This window comes from Salmonella enterica subsp. diarizonae, from assembly GCF_008692785.1.
GTDB lineage: Bacteria > Pseudomonadota > Gammaproteobacteria > Enterobacterales > Enterobacteriaceae > Salmonella > Salmonella diarizonae.
In genome coordinates this window covers 82,723-106,885 of sequence record NZ_VXJV01000006.1, presented here as the reverse complement: position 1 = coordinate 106,885, position 24,163 = coordinate 82,723, and the positions used below count along the sequence as shown (strand labels likewise).

19 protein-coding genes and 1 pseudogene are annotated in these 24,163 nt (G+C 48.7%); 10 read left to right on the top strand and 10 right to left on the bottom strand.

Going from position 1 to position 24,163, the window contains the following annotated elements:
* The first annotated feature begins 448 nt into the window (after positions 1-448).
* Complete coding sequence (locus F4V72_RS13665) at positions 449-1,402, top strand: hypothetical protein (RefSeq protein ID WP_226296218.1); 954 nt, start codon at positions 449-451, stop codon at positions 1,400-1,402.
* A gap of 147 nt (positions 1,403-1,549) precedes the next feature.
* Here F4V72_RS13665 and iutA read toward each other — a convergent pair whose 3' ends face one another.
* From iutA to iucA, 5 genes are read right to left on the bottom strand one after another with little or no spacing between them, the layout of a single operon-like run.
* Positions 1,550-3,751 carry a ferric aerobactin receptor IutA gene (gene iutA / locus F4V72_RS13660; protein ID WP_079836515.1) on the bottom strand — a complete coding sequence of 734 codons (2,202 nt, stop codon included), beginning with the start codon at positions 3,749-3,751 and terminating at the stop codon, positions 1,550-1,552.
* A 25-nt stretch (positions 3,752-3,776) separates the two neighbouring features.
* On the bottom strand, positions 3,777-5,111 hold the full coding sequence (iucD, locus tag F4V72_RS13655) for an NADPH-dependent L-lysine N(6)-monooxygenase (protein ID WP_023247018.1): 1,335 nt from the start codon (positions 5,109-5,111) through the stop codon (positions 3,777-3,779).
* Between the two features lie 3 nt (positions 5,112-5,114).
* Entirely contained in the window at positions 5,115-6,848 is a 1,734-nt protein-coding gene (gene iucC, locus F4V72_RS13650) for an aerobactin synthase IucC (RefSeq protein WP_023247017.1), read from the bottom strand.
* Positions 6,848-7,795, bottom strand: a complete 948-nt coding sequence (iucB, locus tag F4V72_RS13645) for a N(6)-hydroxylysine O-acetyltransferase (RefSeq protein WP_085347509.1) — start codon at positions 7,793-7,795, stop codon at positions 6,848-6,850. The genes iucC and iucB overlap by 1 nt, the downstream gene beginning before the upstream one ends.
* Entirely contained in the window at positions 7,796-9,520 is a 1,725-nt protein-coding gene (iucA, locus tag F4V72_RS13640) for an aerobactin synthase IucA (RefSeq protein ID WP_149667662.1), read from the bottom strand.
* 132 nt (positions 9,521-9,652) lie between these two features.
* On the opposite strand from iucA, the gene F4V72_RS13635 reads away from it, so the two are divergent.
* The 7 genes and pseudogenes from F4V72_RS13635 (at position 9,653) to F4V72_RS13600 (ending at position 18,926) form a co-directional block, all read left to right on the top strand.
* Positions 9,653-10,864 carry an MFS transporter gene (locus F4V72_RS13635; protein ID WP_023247014.1) on the top strand — a complete coding sequence of 404 codons (1,212 nt, stop codon included), beginning with the start codon at positions 9,653-9,655 and terminating at the stop codon, positions 10,862-10,864.
* A 15-nt stretch (positions 10,865-10,879) separates the two neighbouring features.
* A complete protein-coding gene (locus F4V72_RS13630) occupies positions 10,880-11,767 on the top strand; it encodes a siderophore-interacting protein (protein ID WP_023247013.1) in 888 nt (295 codons plus the stop codon).
* Between the two features lie 1,749 nt (positions 11,768-13,516).
* Positions 13,517-14,053: a fimbrial protein gene (locus F4V72_RS13620; protein WP_023247011.1), complete on the top strand. Its 537-nt coding sequence runs from the start codon at positions 13,517-13,519 to the stop codon at positions 14,051-14,053.
* 56 nt (positions 14,054-14,109) lie between these two features.
* Complete coding sequence (locus F4V72_RS13615) at positions 14,110-14,841, top strand: fimbria/pilus periplasmic chaperone (protein ID WP_053509657.1); 732 nt, start codon at positions 14,110-14,112, stop codon at positions 14,839-14,841.
* Between the two features lie 64 nt (positions 14,842-14,905).
* Complete coding sequence (locus F4V72_RS13610; RefSeq protein ID WP_232081682.1) at positions 14,906-17,398, top strand: fimbria/pilus outer membrane usher protein; 2,493 nt, start codon at positions 14,906-14,908, stop codon at positions 17,396-17,398.
* 73 nt (positions 17,399-17,471) lie between these two features.
* Positions 17,472-18,581 carry a fimbrial protein gene (locus F4V72_RS13605; RefSeq protein ID WP_232081681.1) on the top strand — a complete coding sequence of 370 codons (1,110 nt, stop codon included), beginning with the start codon at positions 17,472-17,474 and terminating at the stop codon, positions 18,579-18,581.
* Positions 18,582-18,714: 133 nt separating this feature from the next.
* A pseudogene (locus tag F4V72_RS13600) lies at positions 18,715-18,926 on the top strand (Hha/YmoA family nucleoid-associated regulatory protein).
* A 184-nt stretch (positions 18,927-19,110) separates the two neighbouring features.
* On the opposite strand, the gene F4V72_RS13595 reads toward F4V72_RS13600, so the two are convergent.
* From F4V72_RS13595 to F4V72_RS24810, 4 genes are all read right to left on the bottom strand, one after another.
* Complete coding sequence (locus F4V72_RS13595) at positions 19,111-20,175, bottom strand: transferrin-binding protein-like solute binding protein (RefSeq protein WP_121767776.1); 1,065 nt, start codon at positions 20,173-20,175, stop codon at positions 19,111-19,113.
* Between the two features lie 9 nt (positions 20,176-20,184).
* The gene (locus F4V72_RS13590) at positions 20,185-21,522 is read right to left on the bottom strand and encodes a surface lipoprotein assembly modifier (RefSeq protein ID WP_053510724.1); all 1,338 of its coding nucleotides are present in this window, start codon (positions 21,520-21,522) and stop codon (positions 20,185-20,187) included.
* 200 nt (positions 21,523-21,722) lie between these two features.
* On the bottom strand, positions 21,723-21,812 hold the full coding sequence (locus F4V72_RS24815; RefSeq protein ID WP_380913895.1) for a hypothetical protein: 90 nt from the start codon (positions 21,810-21,812) through the stop codon (positions 21,723-21,725).
* A gap of 106 nt (positions 21,813-21,918) precedes the next feature.
* Positions 21,919-21,999, bottom strand: a complete 81-nt coding sequence (locus F4V72_RS24810; protein WP_071891266.1) for an IS1-like element transposase — start codon at positions 21,997-21,999, stop codon at positions 21,919-21,921.
* A 290-nt stretch (positions 22,000-22,289) separates the two neighbouring features.
* Here F4V72_RS24810 and F4V72_RS13575 point away from each other — a divergent pair, with 290 nt between their 5' ends.
* Entirely contained in the window at positions 22,290-22,823 is a 534-nt protein-coding gene (locus tag F4V72_RS13575; protein ID WP_023248735.1) for a DUF2165 family protein, read from the top strand.
* A 326-nt stretch (positions 22,824-23,149) separates the two neighbouring features.
* Complete coding sequence (locus F4V72_RS13570) at positions 23,150-23,557, top strand: hypothetical protein (protein ID WP_053510719.1); 408 nt, start codon at positions 23,150-23,152, stop codon at positions 23,555-23,557.
* A gap of 250 nt (positions 23,558-23,807) precedes the next feature.
* On the opposite strand, the gene sigE is transcribed toward F4V72_RS13570, so the two are convergent.
* Positions 23,808-24,149, bottom strand: a complete 342-nt coding sequence (sigE, locus tag F4V72_RS13565; protein WP_023248733.1) for a type III secretion system chaperone SigE — start codon at positions 24,147-24,149, stop codon at positions 23,808-23,810.
* Positions 24,150-24,163 lie beyond the last annotated feature (14 nt).

The following is a 24,163-nucleotide window of genomic DNA, read 5'->3' as shown; positions in this document are numbered from 1 at the left end:
TTATGCTGTCTTTGATATTTCACTGATTCAGCGACAGGGAGATACAGTGTTTCTCTATGCTGACGGGCATAGTATTGCGCGAAAATAATGGATTGAGCTTGATGCTCAGTAATGGGGGGAATAAACCATGGATGAGGATATCATCCGATTGTCTCCACTAATGTACAAGCATATCAATAAATTGGCATACCCTACGTTCATACTGCTGGAGGATGCTCGAAGGGAGAGTTGGGCACACTAAATTTTAATTAAACAATAAATTATCTCCTTAGTGTACGTTTTCGTTCTATTGTCCCTCATCCCACTACAATGAAAACCACCTGCACAATACCCTGGGATACCTGTCACCAGGGGAATTCAGGAGCCAGCGGGTAATGTTAACTTAGAGACAAAAGCTGACAGGAGAGGGTGGGCAAGATCAATTCTCACCACAATCAAGAAGGGGTTAATGATGATAAAAAAAATACCATTAAGAAAAAAATATATTATGTTTGTACTTTTCTGCATAATATGGTCTTTGTTATCTGGCTGTAGTCATAAAACTCAATATAAACTCCCATTAGCGCAATGCGGTAGGATTATTGCCCATGAAATGGGGGCCACTGATAAAGGCGTATTCGATGGAAAAGCATTCAACTTTAGAGCATTTGAAGTTTGTAAGCCTACGAATAGTGCTTTTAATACTTGTCCTGGACAGGTAACTGCAATCAGTAAGTACAATACTATTGTTAAAAGTGATAAAGAAAAGACGATAAGGTTTTTGAAAATGTCAGTGCGTACATTATCAGACCACACTTGGGTTGTGGCGCATAATGATAGTCAAAGATCAAATGGTACATTCTTCTTATTGAGTAAAATAAACTCTGAGCAACTTAATGAATACAGGAAAAAAGATCCAACACTTGGTGTTTACAGAATAGATGACTATGTTGCTATGGATAAAAATAAAGAATTCTGTTTTATGTTTAACACAAAAACAACACCAAATGAGAAGTTAATTGATAATATTAATAAATTAGATCTTGCTCAGCGTACATTGATAGAATCCGGTAGCCAAAATGACGCTAACTGGCTAAACGATCATCAAAAATCAGTTTATTTTACCACCAGGGTTAATTCTCAATCATCTCTTGATAATGCCTTGAAGGATATAAAGAGTAAAGGATATAAAAAACTTTATTCAATTGAAGTTGATCCTAACCCCAAAAATATAGATGAAACAAAATTACTGGTGCAACGCATTCAAAAACAAGGATTTACTGCTGAAGTTGACTCCATGCCCTACGATCCGTTACGAGAGTTTATTATAACTGCTTGTCGTATTCCTTTAGAAAGAATAGGCGCAGATGTTACCATGACAAGTCGCCCCGTTGAGTGTATAGAAAAATTTCCGAATAATTAAATAGACTCTGTCGCATTGATGCTGACAGCATGAACAATTATTAGAGCCCAACCTGACGCACTTACGGGAATTCAAATATCTGCCGCCTATCTGATTCTCCAAATATTTCTTCTCCTTGTCCGGCATGTGCCGGACAAGGAGAGTGGTTTAAAACAGAACTGAGTAATTCAGACCGAAGGTGCGGCCGCGGCCTTTATAGTCATACAAGGAAGCGGGGCCGTAACCCGGGCTGTAGTACATCGGCGCGCGCTGCCCCCAGACGGTGGTGTAGTCACGGTCGAAGAGGTTCTCAACGCTGAAGCTGAGTTTACCCACCGGAAGCTGATAGCTGCCGAGCAAATCGACGGTGGTATAGCCATCAATGCTGTAGCCTTTTGCATCGCTCACATCGAATGAAGTGGTGCTCTGTACGCGCAGGCTCCACGGATCCGGCGCCCAGCCAATGTAGGCTGTCGCTTTCGATGGGCTTGCCACCTTCACGTCATATTTCTGCCAGCTACCGTTCACTTTCGACTCGGTTTTCAGCACGTTGAAGTTCGCACCGGTACTCCAGTTGGTATCCGGAATCAGATAATCCACCGCGCCTTCCACGCCGTAAATGCGGCGTTTGTCATCTACCACACTGATGGTCAGATCTTTATTCGCCACCACGCTCTTATCGGAAATCGAGTAGTAGGCTGCGATTTGGGTGCGCAGGTTGTCGCCGGTAAAGCGCCAGCCCAGCTCATAAGAATCGACCTTCACGCCTTCCAGCTTGCTGTCATCAACGTTCACGCTGTTGGTCAGGGGCAGATGGCCGTTCACCGCTGCGCCATAGGTGCCGCGACCATAGTATTTACCAGGGTCCGGCAGCTCTACGCCCTGGGAGAAGTTAAGCCATGCCTGCTGGCGTTCAGTGATGTGCATCAGCAGACCAGCGTTGAACAGGACGTTGTCGTAATCGACCGAGCCGCCCGGAATGGCGTCGGCGGATGTTACCTTCCCGGCGGCAATCTGCTGTTGCTGCGCATAGCCGATGAAATCATCAACCTTGTTCTCAGTGTATTGATAGCGTACGCCGCCGCTGAGGGTAAAAATATCATTGATGTCATAGCTCGATTGCAGGAAGGCCGCCAGGTTGGTAATGTCATACGATGGATAGCGTCCGGTGGTGTATATCTTTTGGTTATTCAGGCCCCCGGAAGCGCTTGCCTGGGCCAGATCGAAGAACATTTGGTTGGAGGTAAAGCGCTCGTGGTCGGCATCCAGCCCGTAGGTGATTTGCCAGCCGTCCAGCGGTTTGCTGTTCAGGGTCAGTTTCATGCCGTACTGGTCGGTGTTCTGTTGTGACGAAGAGAAAGCCGTCACCTGTTTATTAGCATTTACGGTTGGGAAAGGGTAGAACAGCAGCGACTCATCGCGGTAGTAAACCTGGCCGACCAGCTCCTGGCCCAAGAAATCGCTGTTAGAGTATTGCAGGCTGATCAGATGACGCTCGGTGCCGGGAATACGGTCGGAATTCAGCCCCTTCTTGACGTATGGCGTGCTGGCCCCGCTAATAGCTGAGAAATCTTTCCCAAGATTCAGCCCGTAATCGTCGTCGCCCTGGCTTTTATAGTACTGTGTGATCAGTTGAAGCTGCTGGGTATCATCAATGTTCAGTGTACCAGTGCCCATGATGTCCAGGCGATCGGAGTACTGTAGGCCTGTCTGGGTGTTATCGAGCAGGGTGGCATCGCCGTTACCGTCAAACCAGCCGCCAAACTTCTGGTACGCTACTGAAACGCGCCCGGAGATATGGTCGTTGCCACCGGAGATAGCGCTGGCAATGCGCTCATCGTGATCTTTACTGCTGTTAAAGCCGCTTTTGGTGCCAGCCTCAAACTCCATCTGGGTTTCTGGCTGACCTTTTTTGGTCACGATGTTGATCAGACCACCGGTACTGCCGCCACCATACAGGGCCGTCGCGCCGGAGATCACTTCAATATGGTCAATATTGAAAGGATCGATAGAGTCCAGTTGTCGGCTGTCGGTACGTGAGGAGTTGAGACGCACGCCATCAACCAGTACAACCAGTGGACGGCCCCGCACGTTCATACCGTAGTTGGTTCGGCTCTGGCTGCTGACATCAAGGCCTGGGATCAGCTGAGCCAGCGCGTCTTTCAACTCTTTACCGCCCTGGATCTGTTGCTCCAGTTCGGCGTTTTCGATAACCCAGGTGGTTTGCGCCATCTCCGCTACGGTGCGATTGCTGCGGTTGGCAGATACCACGAGCGTATCATCATCGGTTTGTTGGGCGACTGCTGGCGCCATCATGGCGAGAAGCAGCGGGTTAAGAGCCCAAAGCGTATATTTTTTGCTTATCATCATTATTCCTTCATACGGGCGAAAAATATCAGCCCAAAGATGCTGTGTAGCGAGTTAAAGAAGCCGCTTCCGGCTGCGGTTTTTCCCGGCTGCCGCTGCGCCACTGAATCAGAGCGGGCGGCGTACTGAGATCGAATAAATCACGCCCCAGCGCGCGATTAAGAATACGGGCGGAGCGCCAGGCCATCAGGCTGAGCTGTGGTTCGGCAATGCCGTGGGTTTGCATACTGGCGTTGACTGCGAAGATGTTGTTCTCTTTCGGGCCGTTCCACTCCAGAGTGAAGTCGTCGCGTACTTTGAAATTGCACTCATCGCGCATGGCGATTCGCGGCATCAGCGGTGAAAGTATCTGCGGCAGCGCGGGACGGTAACCGGTCGCGAAAATCACCACGTCGCTTACCAGGGTGTCATAGCCGTTATCCAGATGATGCTCTAGCAGCAGTTGCCAGCTCTGGTCGCGACTTTTCAGCTCGGTGACCGAACGGCTTGGCAGCAGATGGGCGTTACGCGATTGCCCCAGCACCTCGAAGCGGTGATACAACTCGCGATAGATGGTTAGTAGCGAGTCAGCCGTGATGCCATCGGAAGTCATTTTCTGCTCGTCGAGCATCTTCTGGCGCACGCTTTCATTCAGACCGACGAAGCCTGAAACGTACTCAGGCGTAAAGTATTCGTTGGCGAATGCCGCCTCATCCAGCGCGTTAAAGTTATTGCGGCGCGAAACCCAATTGATCTCTGCAACGTCGCCCCATTCTCCGCGCAGCGCATTGAGGAACAGGTCGGCGCCGCTTTGCCCGCCGCCAACCACGGTGACCCGCTTGCCACCGAGGTCTGGCTGGCGCAGGATCATTTCACTGGCGTGGAAGCAGGTTTGCGTCGCCGCTTTTACGCAAGGCGGCAGGTGCGGTTGCTTACCAATGCCCAGACAGATGTTGCGGGCATAGCTTTCACCCTGACTGCTCTGCACTACAAACAGTTGGCGTGTCTCGTCGAAATCAATACTTTCAACGGTATGATTGAAATGCAGATTGTTCATACCCTCGGCGGCCCAGCGGAGGTAGTCGGAAAACTCATCGCGGGATACGGTACGCAGCTCGGTGGTCAGGAAGCGGTAGAATTTTTTGCGCTGCACCAGATAGTTAACAAAGCTGTACGGGCTGGTGGGTGCCACCGCGCTAACCAGATCTTTCAGAAACATAGTCTGCATATGGCAGTCCGGCACCAGCATGCCGGGATGCCAGGCAAAATTCGGGCGGCTGTCAAGGAAGCGGCTACTGAATCCTTCGGCCTGATGAGACAGTGCCGCGATGCTCAGGTTGAACGGGCCGATACCTACGCCAATAAAATCTACAGTGTTTGTCATGATTCAGTCCCTGGTTGCCAGCCACAGCGGGTTTTGCAGATCCTCAAGGTAATTCGGCAACATGCGGCTGCCGCCATCCTGGTCAGGCCAGGTCAGTTTTACCGGGTTCAGCACCACGCGGATGATTTGTGGCTTGAAGAGTGAGAAAAGCGCAAAGCGCGCTGACATTTGTGGATGTTCCTGCATGTAATCACTCAACACTGCTGCCAGCAGTTGATAAAAACGCCTCTCCGGTACGCCAAGGCGAGCCATCAGCGGCGAAACAAAGCGCAGAACCGTCACGAAGTGGCCGGTCTGCAAATCATGAATTAAGTAGTCGGCACTCAGGCGAGCGGTGACGTCACGTACCTCCTGAGGCAGAGAGTTCATCTCCGGGAACTCATCTTTCACCAGCCGCATATCGCCCTGGAAATCTTTCAACAGAACGCGCTGTGGTACGCCATCTTTCATCGCGAGCGTTATATTTTGTCCGTGGGCGATAAGCGCGACGCCGTAGCGGCAAAGCAGGTGATACAGCGGAACCACAACCACCCGAAACAACTGCGTAAGCCAGGTTTCAGCGTCCAACCCGGAGCGGCTGATATATGCGCCTATCAGCGGCTGGTTGTTTTCGTCGCACTCCATCAGTGTCGCTATCAGAATCGGACTTTCGTCCGGCTTCAGCCAGCGACACGGATTCTCACGCCAGATAACGCCGAGCATCTCCTGGTAGCGGTAGGGGGCCTGGGCAAGTGCGGCATAGCCTTCATGGCACACATAGCCCGCCGCTGGTTCACCGAGGATTACTGCGCCGCTTTGCATCAGCGTGGCGTCGGTCGAAAAAACCTGTTGCAGCCAGCGTGAGGCCAGCGGCCCGGCGGAAATGTATTTGCCTGGAATCCCCCGGTAGCAGGAGGTGTTGTAAATGGTCAGCGGCAGCTTGATATCCAGCCCCCCCTGGCGACTGGCGTTGGTCAGGGTGCGCAGCGACTGCTGCGCAAGCCACAAGTCGCCAAACTCGCCGAGGGAAACCATTCTGCCCCTGGCAAGATCGGCGATGAAATCGAGGGCGATTTTTTGCTGCCACTGCCACGGATGTACCGGCAGCGGAAGCCAGTTATGGTCCAGCCCGTTTTCCTGCCAGATCTGATTGAAGCGGGCAAACTCCTGCGGATCCATCGCGGCCGTCAATAATTGCTGAATATCCAGCTCGCGGTCGCAGCGCCAAACCATATGCTCACGTTTTACCGCCAGCCAGTGCAGTCTAAAGGGGGTGGCATACTCTGGCGCATATCGCTCCAGCGCCTCTTTGCCCCAGCCGCGGCGGCCTTTATTAAAAACGAATTTAGGATGGCCGCTTAGCAGACATTGCAGGCGGTCGGCATCAAGATCAATCAGGTCACTGGCGCTCAGCCCGCGACGCGCCTTCAGCAACTGTAGGTCACCCAGCAGCGTGGCATACAAATCCTGCATATGCTCAGCAATGGCGGCATCGCTCATCGACAGCACCGGCTTTAGCTGCATCAGTAGCGTTTGCGCCAGAACCGGCTCATCCGCGCAGCGCAGGGTTTGGGCATCAATCCACAGCCAGCCCCAGATGCCGCGTTCAGCGCTGAAGTGCCATTCCGCACCCGGCAGGTTAATGTAGTAGCGGCCGTCACCCTGAGAGTCAGCGTGGAAAACCTGCTCATATTCGAGCTCGGCCAGCATTTTTGCCACCAACTGACGGTTAACAAAATCCCAATCTTTGTGATTCATTACAGGCCGACCTCCGTGAAGAAGTGATGGCGATTCGCCATCACCATGCGCGAGCGCTTGTGCGGGAAGTCGAACTCTTTAATTGTCCGGTATCCCGCAGGTTCAAGGTGGCGAAACAGGCGCTGGTTATCCGCGCGAGGCTCAAGTACGGTGTGCTGCGTGCGTGGTTCATCCAGCAGCAGGTAATGCGTCAGTCCGCGCAGCCAGCTTTGCACGTAGTGGGCTCCGCGCCATTGCTGTTCACCAACCAGCAGATGCAAGCCACGGTCAAAGGGGTGCCACAAATAGTGGCGACCAATGCGATCTTCTGCCGCCCAGTAGATTTCGAAATAGCTAAACGGCTGATCGTCGAAGCAGCCGATCAGTGGGAACGCATGTTTACCGGTGAGCAGACGCTCCAGGTAAGCGATCTGTACCTCCAGTGAGCCGCTTTGCTCCCAGAAATACTCAACGCGCGGATCGTTCATCCAGCGGGTGAACCGTTCTGCATCAAGAGCGGGATCGACAACGCGGAAACTCAGCGTCTTGCGAACGCGTGGATCGTAACGGCGATAAACCTCTCCCTGCGGACGAAGTGGGCGCTGCGGGAAGTAAATCTCACGCTCTGCATCAAAAACCATTTCGCCGGAGGCCCGGTTTGCCGAAGAACTCAGCCATAGCGGTAACTGCCAGAAGGCGGCGCGGTGGATGATGTCGCTTTTGACCTGCCCGAAAAGCGTCAGCGCCTGTGGCTCCTCGCGCCATTCGGCATAGGGGAGAACCACCGCTGAAATTTGCGGTGCGGCGATAAATATCTGATCCAGCGCGTCGCGCAGCCACCCTGTCGGTAGCGGCCCCGGGTAGTGCAGCACCGCGCTATTGTCCTGGCTCCAGCCAAGATCCAGAGGCTTGTCAAGTTTTTCACAGCGCAGTCCATATCCGCTGTGAACGATATTTGTCTTAGACATTTAGCCCTCCTGGGCCAGCAACGGATTGGCGAAATCGAAGTAGATCACTGAGGGATCGAGGATAGTGTTCTCGTTGTAGTCGTTCAGATAACAGAAAAAATTACCTTTTACGTTCCAGTACGGACTTTCCAGCACGTAGTTGAGGCAGGTTTTATGGGTCACCTGTTCACGTATTTCAGCCAGAAAAGTTCGTATGCGCGCCATCAGATTCGCTTCACTGTCCAGCCCGGCTGCGGCCAGCGCGGCGGTCACGGCAAAAGTGGAATTAACCAGCAGGTAATAAGGGAAGTAACGTAGCAACTGCTCATGGGTGAAGATGTTTTCCGCCTGCGCCTCGCCAATGGTGTCAAGCCAGTCTGCCGCGTGAGGCATAAACGCACTGCCCTGGCAGTCACGGTAGATAAGCCCGACCGGCAGATCCCCAAGCATCTGAACCAAAATATTTTGCTGATGCGCCAGTAGCACCAGACCGTAATCCGCTTCAGCCGTAAACAGCGGTTTCAGCACCTGCTGACAGTAAGCATCGACCCATGCGTGGGCGGCCTGCCGTGCAGTGGTGCCGAGGCGATCGCTCAGGCGTTTTACCGCCGCAACCAGTAGCGAATCACCGCCATCCGGTGCGGCCTGAGTCAGAGAGACCAGTACGTTAGTCTGGCTTTGTGGCTGATCCACCAGCAGGTTTTCACGCAGGGCAAACAGGCTTTCCTGCATGATGTTGCCGTGGAGATCGCGCAGCCCAGCCCAGCCATCTTCCTGCATCACCCGGAAGGTTGGGAAGCGGGCTTGTAACGTCTGCCAGTTGTCGGTTTGCGCCAGGCGGGCCAGGCGCATTCCACGCTTCACCTCTTTCACTGACAGGGTACGTATGGAGTTGGTCAGACGCACGCTCAGGGAGAATTTGATCATGTCGCGGCTGGTGGCGCAGTAGAGCGAGCGAGAAGAGGTGGTCGGTAGCCACGGCTCGCCAGCCTCGCCTAAATCTTTAAGCAGCCCTTTAGCGACAAGCTCCTGGCACCACTCCTGCTGCAATAGATACTCCCCCTGCCACGGGTGTAGCGGGAATAGCCATTGATTGTCGCTTAATTCGTTGAGTAACTGCGGCGCATTCTCTACGGCAAAACGCGTCAACCGCTGTTGCAGACTGAGATGCAGGCTTTCACCGGCGATCTGCGTTTTGTCCACCGCAAACCACCGCAGCGGGAAGTGGGGAGCGAAGTCCGGAAGGTAGCGTTCGGCCTCCTGCTGATTAAACGGTTCATGAGACTTAGGTGCCGGGTGGAAGGCATGCCCGACCAGCAGAGCCTGCTCCGCCTCGCCAAAGTCCAACGCTTTTTCACGCAGGGCTACCCAGTCATGGCGAGCGTCAATCGCCTGCTGAGTATGGGCGTGGCTTTCCATCACACGCTGATGGAAGGTTTCGCAACGGGTCGCGGGCAACAAGAATTGGTGCTGGAGCTTATCAATAATAAGCCGGGAGAAGGTGGTGAAATCGACGGGTTGACTACCGGACGCTGTGACCAAACGAGCCGGAAACTCAAAACGGTGATGCTGGGTTGGGGAGAAATAAGCCACTCTGAAATGGAGTGCCTGCTGTTCGCCCAGCGGGATGATCAATTCGGCTGGCTGGTATTCAGTCTGCCGCCAGTCTTTGGTTTCACGAACCAGGGAATTCAGGAAACACTGCGCAGCTACATCCAGGGCCGGCGTTTTAGTTGGCAAAGTCATAATCAAATAGATCCCACGCGTTATGATAATGCGAATTTTGCCGATAATGTTTCTCATTATCAATGGCAATTGTTAGAATCTGTAGAATTAATTTTACAAATAAACACAATTAATATACGGAATTGCAATATCGTGACGTCTGTTGAGATAGCGGAAACGCCGCAAAAGCCATTGTCCTGCTGGCCGCTTGCGTTCAGCGTGGGGCTACTGGGTGTCGGGCAAAACGGCCTGTTGGTCGCGATCCCTGTGCTGGTGATTCAGACAAGCCTGAGCCTGTCGATTTGGGCGGCTTTGCTGATGTTCGGCTCAATGCTGTTCCTGCCATCTTCCCCGTGGTGGGGAAAGCAAATTACCCGTGTGGGCAGTAAGCCGGTGGTGCTGTGGGCTCTGGGAGGATACAGCGCAAGCTTTACGCTGCTCGGACTGGGTTGCGTGCTAATGGCGACCGACGCCGTAACGACAGCGGTGGGACTTGGAATATTAATCATCGCGCGGATCGTTTACGGGCTTACCGTGTCGGCGATGGTGCCAGCCTGTCAGGTCTGGGCATTGCAGAGAGCGGGGAAAGAGAATCGCATGACCGCTCTGGCGACCATTAGCTCCGGCTTGAGCTGCGGCAGACTATTCGGGCCGCTGTGCGCTGCGGCAATGTTGGCAATTCACCCTCTGGCACCGATAGGGCTGCTAATGGCAGCCCCACTGCTGGCGCTGTTGATGCTGCTGCGTTTGCCGGGCATGCCGCCACAGCCCGCAGCGGAGCGTAAGAGCGCCAGACTGAGGTTGAATTGTCTGCCATATCTGCTTTGTGCGCTGCTGTTAGCCGCGGCGGTGAGCATGATGCAGCTTGGTCTTTCGCCCGCCCTTACTCGCCAGTTCGCCACGGATACTGCCGCCATTAGCCATCAGATTGCGTGGCTGTTGGGTCTGGCCGCAGTTGCTGCGCTTATCGCACAGTTCGGGGTGCTCCGCCCTCAGCGCCTGACGCCGATGGCGCTGCTCTTGAGTGCCGGGGCGCTGATGATTAGTGGTTTGGCGATAATGATTGCCGAACAGCTATGGTTGTTTTACCTCGGCTGTGCGGCGCTATCGTTTGGGGCCGCTCTGGCAACGCCCGCTTATCAGCTTTTACTGAACGATAAGCTGACAGACGGCGCAGGTGCGGGCTGGATCGCTACCAGCCACACGCTTGGCTATGGGCTTTGTGCATTGTTGGTGCCGCTGGTGTCGAAAACTGGCACCGCAGCGGCGCTGATTATGGCGGCCTTGTTTGTCGCTGTGTTATTTACTGTGGTATCTGGCTTTATCTGGCGCAGCCGCTACCGTTCACAGCATTCTGCGATTTAAGCGTAAGGAAAAGTTATGGCTGGAGTTCAGGGCTACCGCCTGTTCAATGTTCAACTGGTGCGTAAGACGGAGCTTTCCCCTTCGCTGCTGAGCCTGGTTTTCAGCGGACAGGAGGTGTCGCAGATGAAGTGCGACTCGCCGGATCAGCGCATTAAGATACTGTTTCCGTCCGAAGACGGTACACCGCCGTCGTTACCTGCGGAAGGGCACTGGTATCAGCTTGTGCGGGGGATGCCAAAAGAGAAGCGCCCGGTTATCCGTACTTATACGCTGCGACATGTCGATCCTGTTTGCCAGGAGGTCACCGTGGAGTTTATCAATCATGGTACAGAAGGCGCGGCTTCGGCATGGGCGATTAATGCCAGACCCGGTGATGCCATTCAGATGGTGGCGCCTGATGCGACGCATGTTGAAGACAGCGGCGGCTATGAATGGACGCCCCCTCATGGACTGCGGAATGCATTAATCATTGCTGATGAGACGGCGCTCCCTGCTGCGCGAGGAATCCTGGAAATGCTGGCGGAACAGACGAACCCGCCACAGGTTCAGGCGTTCTTTGAAGTTCCTGAACAGGGTGACTGTGCGAATTTAAGCGAGTTTAATTTCGCCAAAATTTTTTGGTTGCCGCGTAATTCCTCGGCGGTGAAGCACGGTGAATGTCTGATTCAGGCCGTGAAAACGCATGCGAGAATACCCGAAAGTCGCCATCACGATACGGTGCGAGAAGAAGCCGAAGGGGATATTATCTGGGATAAAGCCACAACCAGCAACACAGAGTTTTATGGATGGGTAGCCGCAGAGTCCACAGTCGTCAAGCGACTGCGCCGCTATTTAATTGGTGAGTGTGGCGTCGAGCACAAAGCGATTAACTTTATGGCATATTGGTCTAAAGGGCGCGCGTGATAAAAGGATTAATTTGGCTATAGGATAGGGCAGTCGGATTCCGAATACAGCAGGCTGGCAATTCGACTCTCCGGTATCTCTTCAGGTATTAGTGTCCGTAAACGCATACCTGGCGCACTCAGGGCTGAGTTCACGGTCTGTCCCTGCTGAAGGCCACCGCAATCACCGTACTGTCCATCGGTGCCGGAACGCGGTGTAAAAAAAAGCTTATCGGTTAAGTGCCCGTCGTATCCTTAAGGTATTTGCGCCGGTGTGGATGCTCAGTCCATTTGATGCTGACGTCAGAGTGGTTTTGATATAAAAGCCGGGCGATTTCATTTGCACAGTCAGCCAGAGAGTCAAAGGCATCCTCGCCTCCCGAGTGCAGGTATAAAGAAATCACATTAGTATTGACAGTGTAATGAAGCCATACTCCGCCACAGTACCAGCATGTTATCTTTTTATTATCAAGAGAAACTGCCCCCTTTTCCCTCGTTTTTAGCCATCGAATGAACGTATTTTCTACCTGTATTTGTATTGTCTTATCTACAGTCACCGTGGCCTCCAGAAGCACATCGTCATCCTGTCTTCGTCTTCTGTTTTCCCATCCGGGGGGGATTCTGTAATATCCGGGCATGGCAACCTTTGTGATATCAGAGACATTTGCGAGTAAAAAGTCCCGCTCACGGGGAATAAAGCGGGCAGTAGCAACTGAATGTTAAGGAGATTTAACATCACCTCTCCAGTCGCACAGATGTGTTATTAAGGCGCATTTATTCATCGGCTGAAACTGGCAAACTTATTTCCAGCCTGATTGTTATCTGTGCAATGGCACACAATTTACATGACTTTTATTGTAGAAATGAACAGATAAATCCTAAAAAATGAATAACGTAAAATATCACGTCGTGAAATGTGTATAGGAGATGAGTTTTACTGATGCGGTAAAAGGGTAATCCGGCGGTTTACCATGCTGATTTTTAGTGAGTTATAGTGGTTCTGGAAACAGGATATTTATCTCCGTAATCCCGGGCTTCTGTGGAGAGCAAAACAGTCCTGCCAATTCTTTGCCCAGGCATTTTCGCGGATTCATCGACTTAATATTTCGCTACCTGTTAGTGTTTAATAGCACGGGATTTATCATTCATTTTTCCCCGTGAGTCAGGGTTGCCGGGCATCCCGGAATAATGTATCCCGGGATGTAATCTGTGGTACTTTCGGGAAGGCCGAATAGTTTTTATTTACCTTAATGTATTACCGTGCATCACTCTTTATGTGAGCGCAATGGAGGGCAGATAATCGGCGGATTACTGGTGGCAGTCAGTTCATTATTTCAGTCATCAGATAAAGAGGGGCATTACAGGGGGAGATAAACATGGTTATTATTTCTTTGTGGATAATGTTGGCTTAAAAAGATAGCCCGCTCAGAATATTCCATATGCTATGACGTTAGCCAGAGCTGGTAACAGATAAACCAGGATGCTAATGAAGCCGTTCGTGACTTTATGTTTTTTAAGGGATTATAAAACAAAGAGATAAGTAAGTGGCAATAGAATGCCAGATCGATAACGACGATCGATTTTTAATGTTTGATAGTTGTTTCCTATCAATTAATTAGTGATCAAACGATATAAACACGTTGAATTTTATGTTGCCGTCAATAATACTTTCTGTCAGATAACTCCTGGTTTGTATTTATAAAGGTCTTGTCTGTATTTATTTCATTGATGCTGGTAATCGTACTTAATGCTGTTATTGAGGAGCAGTTGCATGAAAAAGACTTTCATCGCCACAGGTATGTTGTCGTTTATTTTTTCCGCCAGTGTTCTTTCCTATGACGGCACAATTAATTTTGTGGGAAAAATTCTGGACCAGACATGTTCGGTGACAACCGGCAGTAAAAATTTAACCGTGACGCTACCGGCTGTTTCAAAAACACTTCTGGACACTCCGGCTAAAACAGCGGCGTTAACACCATTTGTGATTGAGTTGAATGGATGTGATACCGGATCGTCTTCCGGTGGTCAAAGTGTAAAAGCCTATTTTGAACCCAACGCCACCACTGATTTTACTACCGGGAATCTGAATAATACGGGAACGGCAACTAATGTGCAGGTTCAGTTATTAAACGCCGATGGAAATACTCCGATTACCCTGGGTAAAGATGTCTCCTCTCAGAATACCACAGCAACCCGGATTGACGCTTCAGATGTAAAACTGCGTTATAACGCCAGATATTATGCAACAGGCGCTGCAACAGCCGGGGATGTGGCCGCTACCGTGAATTACACGATTGCATACGAATAATTCTCCCTGAGTGTTTTGCAGCAAATCCGGTTTTTCCTGTCTGAACAGAGGTTACCATGCCCGGACTGATACTCTTGATTATATCAGGACTGCTGTCTTTTTCTGCCTGCGCCAGCGTTGTTATTATGGGGACTCGGGTGGTATATCCGGAGCAGAAAAAAAGTATTAATGTGCAGCTCCAGAATGGTGATAATTCACCGTCACTGGTTCAGGCATGGCTCGATACAGGGGATGCGTCTGGTTCTCCGGGATCTGTCAGGGTTCCTTTTGTCATCACCCCTCCGGTCTCCAGAATAGAACCGGGAACAGGACAGACTTTAAGAATTATGTATACCGGGGAGCCTCTTCCCCGGGACAGAGAGTCGGTATTTTATCTGAATGTACTTGACATTCCTCCCAGGCCTGAATTCGGAGGAAAAAAGGCGGATGTCGGTAATGTAAATTATCTCCAGCTTGCTGTCCGCAGTCGTATTAAACTTTTTTTCCGGCCTGCAACTTTAAATCAATCTGTAGCGGATGCCGCCAGACAGGTTACGTGGTCACGGGTAAACAGAGGAAACCAGATCTTCCTCAGGGCTGATAATCAGACACCTTATTTTGTTACCTATAAAAAAATTGCACTGAAGTCTGACAGAGATATTCAGTCATTAACGCAGCCGGGGATGGTTTCACCTTATTCTGTTAAAGAGTTCACCTTGCCGGGGAAAAACCTTTACGGTGCCAGCGTCATCTGGACTGTCATTAATGATTACGGTGGTTATGAGGAAGGCAAGTCATCAATTAAGTAAAGGATGAACAGTGGAAAACAAATGCCGGTTACAAAGGACAACAACAGGCAGGCCATCGGTATTATTGCTTTTCATTATATTGCCGTGTCTGGTAAACAGGGATGTACTGGCGGCAGCCGATGTCGAATTTAATCCGGTATTTTTACAACATATACCCGGAGAAAACATTATTGATGTGAAGCGTTTCAGTCATGGACAACCTGTTCCGCCGGGTGAATATTACTCCGATATCTGGCTTAATGGAGAATGGAAAGGAAGAGCGGTACTGCGTTTTAATCTTTCATCCGGTATGGACAGAACTCTCCTCTGCCTGACACCCGAGCTGTTATCATTACTGGATTTAAACGAAGAAGCGCTGAGTGACAGGATAATAAAAAATAGCAGCGGTTGTACGGATATTTCTTCTGTCATACCGGTATCCAGAATACGGTTTGAACCATCAGAGTTGCGTCTGAATATCGATATTCCCCAGGCGCTGCTTATCCATCGTCCCCGCGGTTATATCTCTCCGGCACAGTGGCAGACGGGGGTACCTGCCGCGTTTGTTAACTATAACCTGAATAATTACCGTTACCGGGTTGCCGGTACACAGGAAGACAGGACGTATCTGGGGATCAGAGCAGGATTCAATTTTGCCGGATTTGCTTTACGACACAGGGGAAACTGGTCCGGAGGGCGTACCGGGGGGTACCGTAGCACAGAAACCAACCTCCGGCATGATGTTGCAGCCCTGCGTGGTCAGTTGACGGTGGGGGATTTCAGTACGGGAGGAGAATTGATGGAAAATGTCAGCCTCCGGGGAGTGAGACTGGCATCCGATGACCGGATGTTACCGGGCTCCCTGAGAGGCTATGCGCCGGTGGTACATGGTATCGCCAGCAGCAATGCAAAAGTAACCATCAGACAGAACGGGAATATCATTTATGAAACAACCGTTCCGGCTGGACCGTTTACCGTCAATGACCTCTATCCTTCCGGATATGGTGGTGACCTGACGGTCAGCGTGACAGAAGCAAACGGACAGACACGCCTGTTTACTGTTCCGTTTGCTTCAGTGGCGCAACTTGTCCGTCCCGGGTATACCCGATACCAGGTATCAACAGGCCGCTACCGGTATGCAGACAATAATCTGGATGAAATTGTTTTTCAGGGAACTCTGCAGTACGGATTAGTGAATGATGTGACGGTAAACTCCGGGGTGATGGCAACACCACATTATATTGCAGCTCTTGCCGGCGCGGCATTTAACACCCCATTTGGTGCCATTGCATCTGATATCACGTTCTCGGAGACGAAACTGAGCCGTAATGACCGTACGCAAAAAGGGTACAGTTTGCACGCCAGCTACAATGTGAGTATGCCATTAACAAACACCAGCCTGACACTGGCCGCCTATCGGTATATGTCAAAAGACTTTTACAACCTGCGGGATGCCATGTGGGCTAACCGGGTGGATTATTTCGAAAACAGCCAGGCCAGAAATAGCATGTTCTTTCGCCCGAGAAACCAGTTTCAGTTATCAGTAAACCAGGAACTGGGAGCAGGAAGGGGCAACCTTTATCTGACGGGTTCAACATACAGCTACTGGAGCCGTAAAGGGACCCGCAGCGAATATCAGGCAGGGTACAGTAACGTATATCGGCGGCTGAACTACCAGGTGGGTTATTCCCGGTCATTTGACACTGACAATTTGCGTGATGATCGTCGTATTTATGTGAATTTCTCCATTCCACTGGGGGAAAGTCAGCAGAGTCCGCTCTTATCCACCACGCTGAATGGCAGCAAAGGTGCCGGAAACAGCCTGCAGACCTCGGTCAGCGGGGTTGCCGGAGAGGACAATCAGTTTTCATATGGTCTTTCTGCCAGCGCGATGGAAAAAGGCGGTTCCGGATATTCAGCCAGTACCGGTTACCGTTCGCCTTACGCTTATTTAACCGCGACAGCCGGTAACGACAGTCTTAATAACCGCCAGACCTCGCTTGGCGTTTCCGGTGCCGTCGTGGCTCATCCATTTGGTATCACCCTGAGTAACGATCTGAGTGACACATTCGCTATTATCCATGCGGAAGGCGCCGGTGGTGCAACCATTAATAATTCTCCGGGCAATCGTCTCGATCCATGGGGAAACGGTATCGTCCCTTCTGTCACACCTTATGAAAAAAATGCGGTCAGTATCGATCCCGAAGCGTTGCCGATGAATGTTGAGCTGTCAGCGACAGAACAGGAAATTATTCCGCGGGCAAACAGTGCGACGCTGGTGAATTTCACCACGCAGTCAGGTGAAGCAATGTTGTTTGATATACGAATGTCAGACGGAAGCATCCCTCCTATGGCATCCGAGGCCTTTGATGCTCAGGGTAAATCTGTTGGGTATGTTGTTCAGGGAGGACGACTTTTTGCCCGGGGTCTGAAGGATAAAGGAACCATAAAGGTGATATGGGGACGGTATGCTGCTGATCACTGCATCTTTTCTTATCACTCTGTTGTAAAACGCCAGACGGATAAACCCGGAGTCACCATACTGCCAGTCCGCTGTATGAAACCGCAAAAACAATAACTGTGGTTATTGAAAAGTAATATGCGCTGTATTCCTGGCTCTTAATTAGCCGGGGTCTGTAACGGGTGCTGAGATGAAAAACTCAGGCATGTTATCCACCGACAATGTAACTGAGGATAGGGAGACTGCGATTATGAAGGCGTTGCCGGCTAAAATGCGTTACTTCATTGTACTTCTTTTTCTTTTCCAGTCTGGGCAGAGCGCAGCGGCCCGTTTCTGCAATAACACACCTAAAAATTTTATTCTCAGACCGGATATACGGTTCAGTAATCTTGATGCTCCCGCTGATGCGTCTTCCTATCCGTACCAGGTGGGTAAAAGTGCTTATTACAGTGAAAACGTCTTGTTTGATTACTGCTGGCCATATTATCTCAGAGGGCAGGCTGTAATAACCCGTCCGGTCGTGGGCCAGTATAACGGGCAGGATATTTACGATATTGGTGTGCCTAACATCGGGGTGACTTTTACGATAGCGGACAGTCAGGAAAGCGGGTTTGGCGAAGGAGTGGAGATGAAAGGGAATAATCTGATGGACGTTATACCGCCTAATGGCCGATGGTATCTTATCCCAAGAATGGGGGCATCGATAAGGATTGGCGTCATTGTGTTGGGCAGGCTTGCACCCGGGTGGATTAATGTCCCCCCTGTTCATGTGGGAAACTTTTCAGTCACATCAAGTAACAGTGGGGTCAACAATCTGGGAGGCACCTCATTTATTATTCTGAACGGTTTTAATTTCTTTGTTAAAACAAAAACATGCAGTCTTTCGCAACGTAACTATACTGTTCAGTTAGCTGCCGCCTATAAAAAACAGTTCCCGTCAGTCGGCTCAGAGGTACCAGGAGGAAAACTCAATTTACAGTTAAAATGCCAGGATGGCATTGATGTATATGCAACACTGACGGATGCAACGGACCCGGCAAACCAGAGCCCGGTACTTTCACTGGATAACGCATCAACAGCACGAGGGATGGGTCTGAAGATATATAAAGACGGACACTCTGAAGCCTTAAGATTCGGCCCAGATTCCTCAGTAAAAGGAAATACAAACCAGTGGCGATTTTCGACATACAGGGGAGATCCTGCCCCTGCGGTCAGTCTTAAAGTTAATTATATTCGCACCGGAGACATTCAGGCAGGCACGGTTCAGGCTATATCAACAATAACATTTTCATATCAATAAAACAGGTTAAGTAAGGCCATGTTAGCCGTTGTCATGAGACTGGTTACGTCAATGCCTTATCGACAACCAGATAAGGAAAAAGGTAGCAATAAATGCCAGGGAAATAAGAAACAATTTCATAGCAGAGAGAGTAATGAAGAAAAATAAACAGGACTGGTTCTTTTAGTTCAGAAAATGTCAGAATAAGGAAACCCAGGTGAAAGTAGCAGAGTCAAACCGGTATAAACTTTCAAACGATGAACTGGGTTATTTAATTCGGCAGTAGATCATCGTCTTGCAGAGCTGACAATGAATAAACTATATGACAGATTTCCGGCAGGGTGCGGTTTGTCAGATAATGGTTGAAGAAACAGATTCCGGACTCTTTTTTATAGTCTTTTGAGTGGAGGCTAGCGGTGTTATTCGAAAAATATGACCGGGGGGATGCCTATTTTGTGTCAGCCTTGCGGGCTGCGGGGGGACCGGTCAGGGTTATTCCTGCCGCACCACTAAAATTAGCGGAGGTGGATATACCACCTCCTGATATTTATTACTGCTTTTCTCCCCCGAACACGCCACCCCAGCTGTCATCATCTTTAGAGTGGACCGAACCGGCGACGATTTCACCGTCCTTTCCGTAAAAATTGCCATAAATGTACCCGTGCATGTTGGTGTCTGCACGGTTATTCGTCCCCACTAACACGGCCATGAAACTGCCATCTTCGTCCACTTCGTGAGGTTTTCGGGTATCAATTTCCATGCTGAAATGTGGGCGATCTTTATCTAGTATGGCCCCGGTAACCTGACGATCTTCATAACGAAGGCTGATATCGGCTTCTTTTCCTGCGGCCTGCTCCTGATCGTAGTAAAGTTTACCGGTATAGTCAGCCGCGACAGAAGGGAGTTTCTTTTCTTCTCCGTTCATGGCAACGATATAATCCATTCTGCCATATTTTTCTTTGCCTGACAGATTTCGGGTAGTTTCACTCGTATACGTTTCCACGATGCCGTAAAAACCGACAGCCTCACCACTTTTATCCCTCAGGATATTAAGATTTTTTGATACCAGCTCACGGTAGTCAGCCGGATCGCCGGTATTTATTGGTTTGACATCCACGACAACTTCACCGTCTTTCATTCTGAGAGTAAAGGCATCAGGATTGCGTACTACATCATTTCTATGAAGTATTTTGGAGTCCGTATCATTTACTGTACGGGTAAGGATGGTGCCTGAGCTGTACTTAGCCTCTGGAATACGAGTCTCACTGGACGGCGTTGATATTACAGGCTCTTTCTGTAGCGTAGTTCCGCTAGTTCCGCTAGTTCCGCTAGTTCCGCTAGTTCCGCTAGTTCCGCTAGTTCCGCTAGTTTCACTAATTGCAGGTATCCCCGTATTGTCGGTGGAATCATTTCCCGTGGAGCCGACGGTTTCAGTTATCTCATCTGAATTATTATTAGATGAACCGGGGGTTCCTGATGTGGTGATACTCACGACGTGAGTGGATTCACTCGTGGTGGTACTATGTGTTTTGCTGCTGTTTCCCCCTCCGCCACCGCAGGCCGTTAACAGGCTGCACGACAAGATTATGCTGGTGATAATAAAAGTGGTTTTCATTGTATCCTCTCAGAAGTATTTGCTGAAACTCAGGAAAAGACGATTCCTCTCTGTGTCGTAGAAAGGATGATTACTGTCAGTTCTCTGATAATTCCATGTTATTTTTGGTGTTACTCCAAAAAAATAAATATCGCGATGCCATACTGTTACAGACGTACTATATTCATGGTTCATTTGTTTTATTCCCCAGAAGTCTCCGTCCAGGTATTTTTTATAACCATAAGCAGCTTGTAAGAGCGTTGATATACCTCCATCCCATTCGTACATCCACCCGGCCCGGAATGCTGACTTATTGAAAGAGCTATCTTTTTCTTCAGTTCTGAGCATACTGTATCCCAGACCCGCAGAAATATACTGGCGTGAATCAGGGAAATAAATCAGAGTTTCATTAAGCGAGTAGCGATATCCGTTAAGGTAAGTCTTTTTCTTATACTCATTTTTATCCAACTTAGCATCTGAATATAAACGCCAACGTGATGCGAGCTGGAATTCTGTTTCCACCTTGATACCAGTTGTATCAGAGTAAGACTGCAAACCACCATCTGATGTTTGACCTCCGCTATAATAACTTTTTTCGTAAAATGGGATAAACTGGACCATGGTATTTACATTCCGATAACCTGCTCCCACGCCAACACTGCCATCCAGCTCATCATAAGAATGGTTATTCCAGTATGTTTTCCCTGAAGTAGCCAGGCGGGTAATAACAAAAAAATTATCCGGAAGAGAAAACCTTTTTTCCGCCTCTCCCCAGAACATCACCCCTTTACCCGACTGCGGTTTTTCGGGCTTCCATCCTCTGATGGAACGTCCTGACGGTGGAACATTATTAATGTTTTTTTCATTCAGATATGTAAAACCACCACGGAATGACCAGTGATCTGTTTTTTGTACCCTGGCAATAAATCTGTCAATGAGACCAGCCGCCTCTTCTGTCAGATGTTCACTGCGTAACTTTCTCAGTTGCTCTTCAGCCGAAAGAATGTCTTTGTTCAGATATAAGACTGTGGCCAGTTGTAACCTTGCACTGTACCAGTCAGGCCTGGCTGAAATTATTTTTCTGTAATATTGTATTGATTCAGCATAATTTTTCTTGTGATACTCAAGAATAGCGTTAGCCCAGTCGAGAAAAAGAGGGTCGATATTCTGCAGGCATTTATCACAATATTGCAGAGTATTTTTCACACCTACAGGATCATTATTCACTAAATAGTTAATAAAATCAGTATGTACGATTCCCTGGTTTTTTTGTTTTGCTGGTACGGAGGAGGAAAAAAGAATCAATAAAATAAAGGTCATAGCTGATGGATTCCCCTGCATCAGCCGTATGTATGCAATAATTTTCATGAAAATATATAATTCTGTTTATGTGTTTCTATCATTACTGAATGATTATCGTTATCATATTTAACATGATTACATAATAAAAAACTATTCGAATAATCACCGCTGAATGCTCGGTTTTTTCGAGGTGAGTCATTTTTTGTCCTGCCGAAATAGGTTGTTTTTTATCTCCGTTGGGCCTGCATCTGCATTTGTGCAAGAGTTTATGGGGTATACAGGGGGTTCATGTTGTCTCTCGATATACGTGCCAGTCGCTTAATATGTATCCGTAGATTCAAATTATGTCGCTCAATGTGATGTGTGAATGCCTTGCTTATAAGTGGATTTCTGGCGGAACTTCATGTTCATAACTCCCCCAGTCATCTGTGGTAATAAAGCCAATGTTGATTACCTGCTTTGTTAAGAGTTTTTTAAGGTTCTGATAACGGTGTTTATGCCCACTTTCAGTGGTTCGTACTGTATCGCTGATGCCTGAGCCATTGAGAAATAGCTTTTTTCACATCCTGCTTGTGCGCATTGTCGCGGTAATTAGCCTGAAACGAGCGCTGACAAATACGGCAGTGGTGTTGTGGCTCTCCGGTTTTTACGAAGGCATGCTTGTGCACGGGTTCTATTTGCTGAAAATAGCGACAATGGATATTATTTTCGGCTAATGAAAACATCTGGTTTATTTGATTGACTGAAGGCTGGCTCTTATTGTCCGTAGTGACTTCTGGTTTATCTTTGGTGTGTTACGTTCTACGCCAAACATATCATGAAAAGGGCTACTTATGTTAATTATTAGATATAGTAAAATTATAACGCTTACTGCCGTATCCTTTTATGTAACTCTTGTGGCTTTTGGTAATCTTACTGATTACCAGACTAATTTTGCATTTGTAAAATTAGTAATGTCTATGGAGTCAATTTTACCGTCTTCCACTATCTGTTACAGAGCGGTACTTAACCCTATAGCCTATCATATCGCATATTCTATTATTATAGCATTTGAAGTAATGATCTCTGTGACTGGATGGTATGGCGGATATATTATGTTTTGTTGCCGGAATGCGTCAGCAGAACAGTTTACTCACTCAAAAAAATGGGGGATCGTTGCCCTTACACTAGGGGTTATTCTCTGGCTGGCGGGATTTGCTGCCATAGGTGGTGAATGGTTTAGAATGTGGATGTCTACTAAAACTTACCACGGCGTTGAGGCATCATTTCGACTTTTTATGATGATGATTGTTGTGCTTATTTATCTCATTATACCTGAAGGTGATTCGACGCAATCGACAAATTCAAAGTCGGCATTGAAAAATTGAGTGACAGTGATGTTCATCTCATCCTGATATATATTTTTGGTCATACATGGCAGGCGTGAATTTTTATTTGTGGTGCAGTGTGTGATTATTAAATTAGATATAGTAACGCACGGTCTGAGTATGTTAATGATTTAAACAATAACACTGCTGTATAGTAATGGTTTAGAACGACTGTGTTATTAGTATCACTATAAAAGTCGTGCAGCGCGTCCTCATTGTATAAACAGGCGGGTAAATCATCATAACGGTTAACTGACTCTCAACTATCTGGCGGTAAATTATGATTGGTCGTTATCAATCGGTGAGAAAGAAGGGGAGAAAAAAAGATGAAATATCAAAAAATATTGGCAGGAATGATGGTTGCTACCGTCATGATGATGACGGGATGTTCAACCTATAATCCCGTACAACTCCGTCAGCATCAATTAGAAAGAAACTATACCTACTATCTTCTTGATCCTCCGCTATATGAAGGCGATGTAGTACAATATAAATGTAAAGATGGCAGTCAGGATACGGTGACTATCCAGAAAGTTACGCCACAATCATTAATTACGAGTACCGATCAGGTAATTCCGCTGGCAGACCTGACCTCACTTGAGAAAAAAGATATCTCTAAAGGCAAAACCGCCGCAGTTGTCGGGGCTGGCGTTGGTGTGACAGCGGTAGCTATTGCTGCGATTTTTGCTGCAACACTGTCTGCGGGTTTAGCTGCGATGATAGTCAATAGTTAATAGATAAATAGTGCGCTATAGTGATATGAAAATAGCGCAGCGAACGCAGGCATACTATAAAATTTCTCCCACAAACAGATCAGCATGAGAGAGATGAGCGTTTGCCCCTTACATTTCCACTAAAAACCAACCCCAGCGAATAACATTCGCTGGGGGTTATCTTTGGTTTGTATATAGACTGTGGCTTTGTCTCTTTAGGCAACGAGAATACGCATAGCGTTTTATCTCCTGAAGAGAACATATTGATATATTATGTATAATGTTCTTTAAATTGCTTCACGTTTGAAATAAGTAATTCAAAACCAGTGAGCGCCTCTTCTTCGGTACTGGTTTGGGGTAAGCGATAAAGCGCCACTAAAGCAGTATTGTCTGCGTCAGCACCGATAGTCACAGAGCTGGTATAGTTCAGGCGTAAAAAATGCTGCAAAGTCAGGATGTCGTCAGGCAATGGCATAAAGGGACAGCACATTTCCAGAGTAAGATCGGATTCATTAAAATAAACCTGTATCTCATCATCAATGATGAGAAGCGGTTCATCTTCTGGCGCATCCAGGCCTAACGCGTCATATAAACGATTTAATAGATTTTCCATATACTACCTCAAGA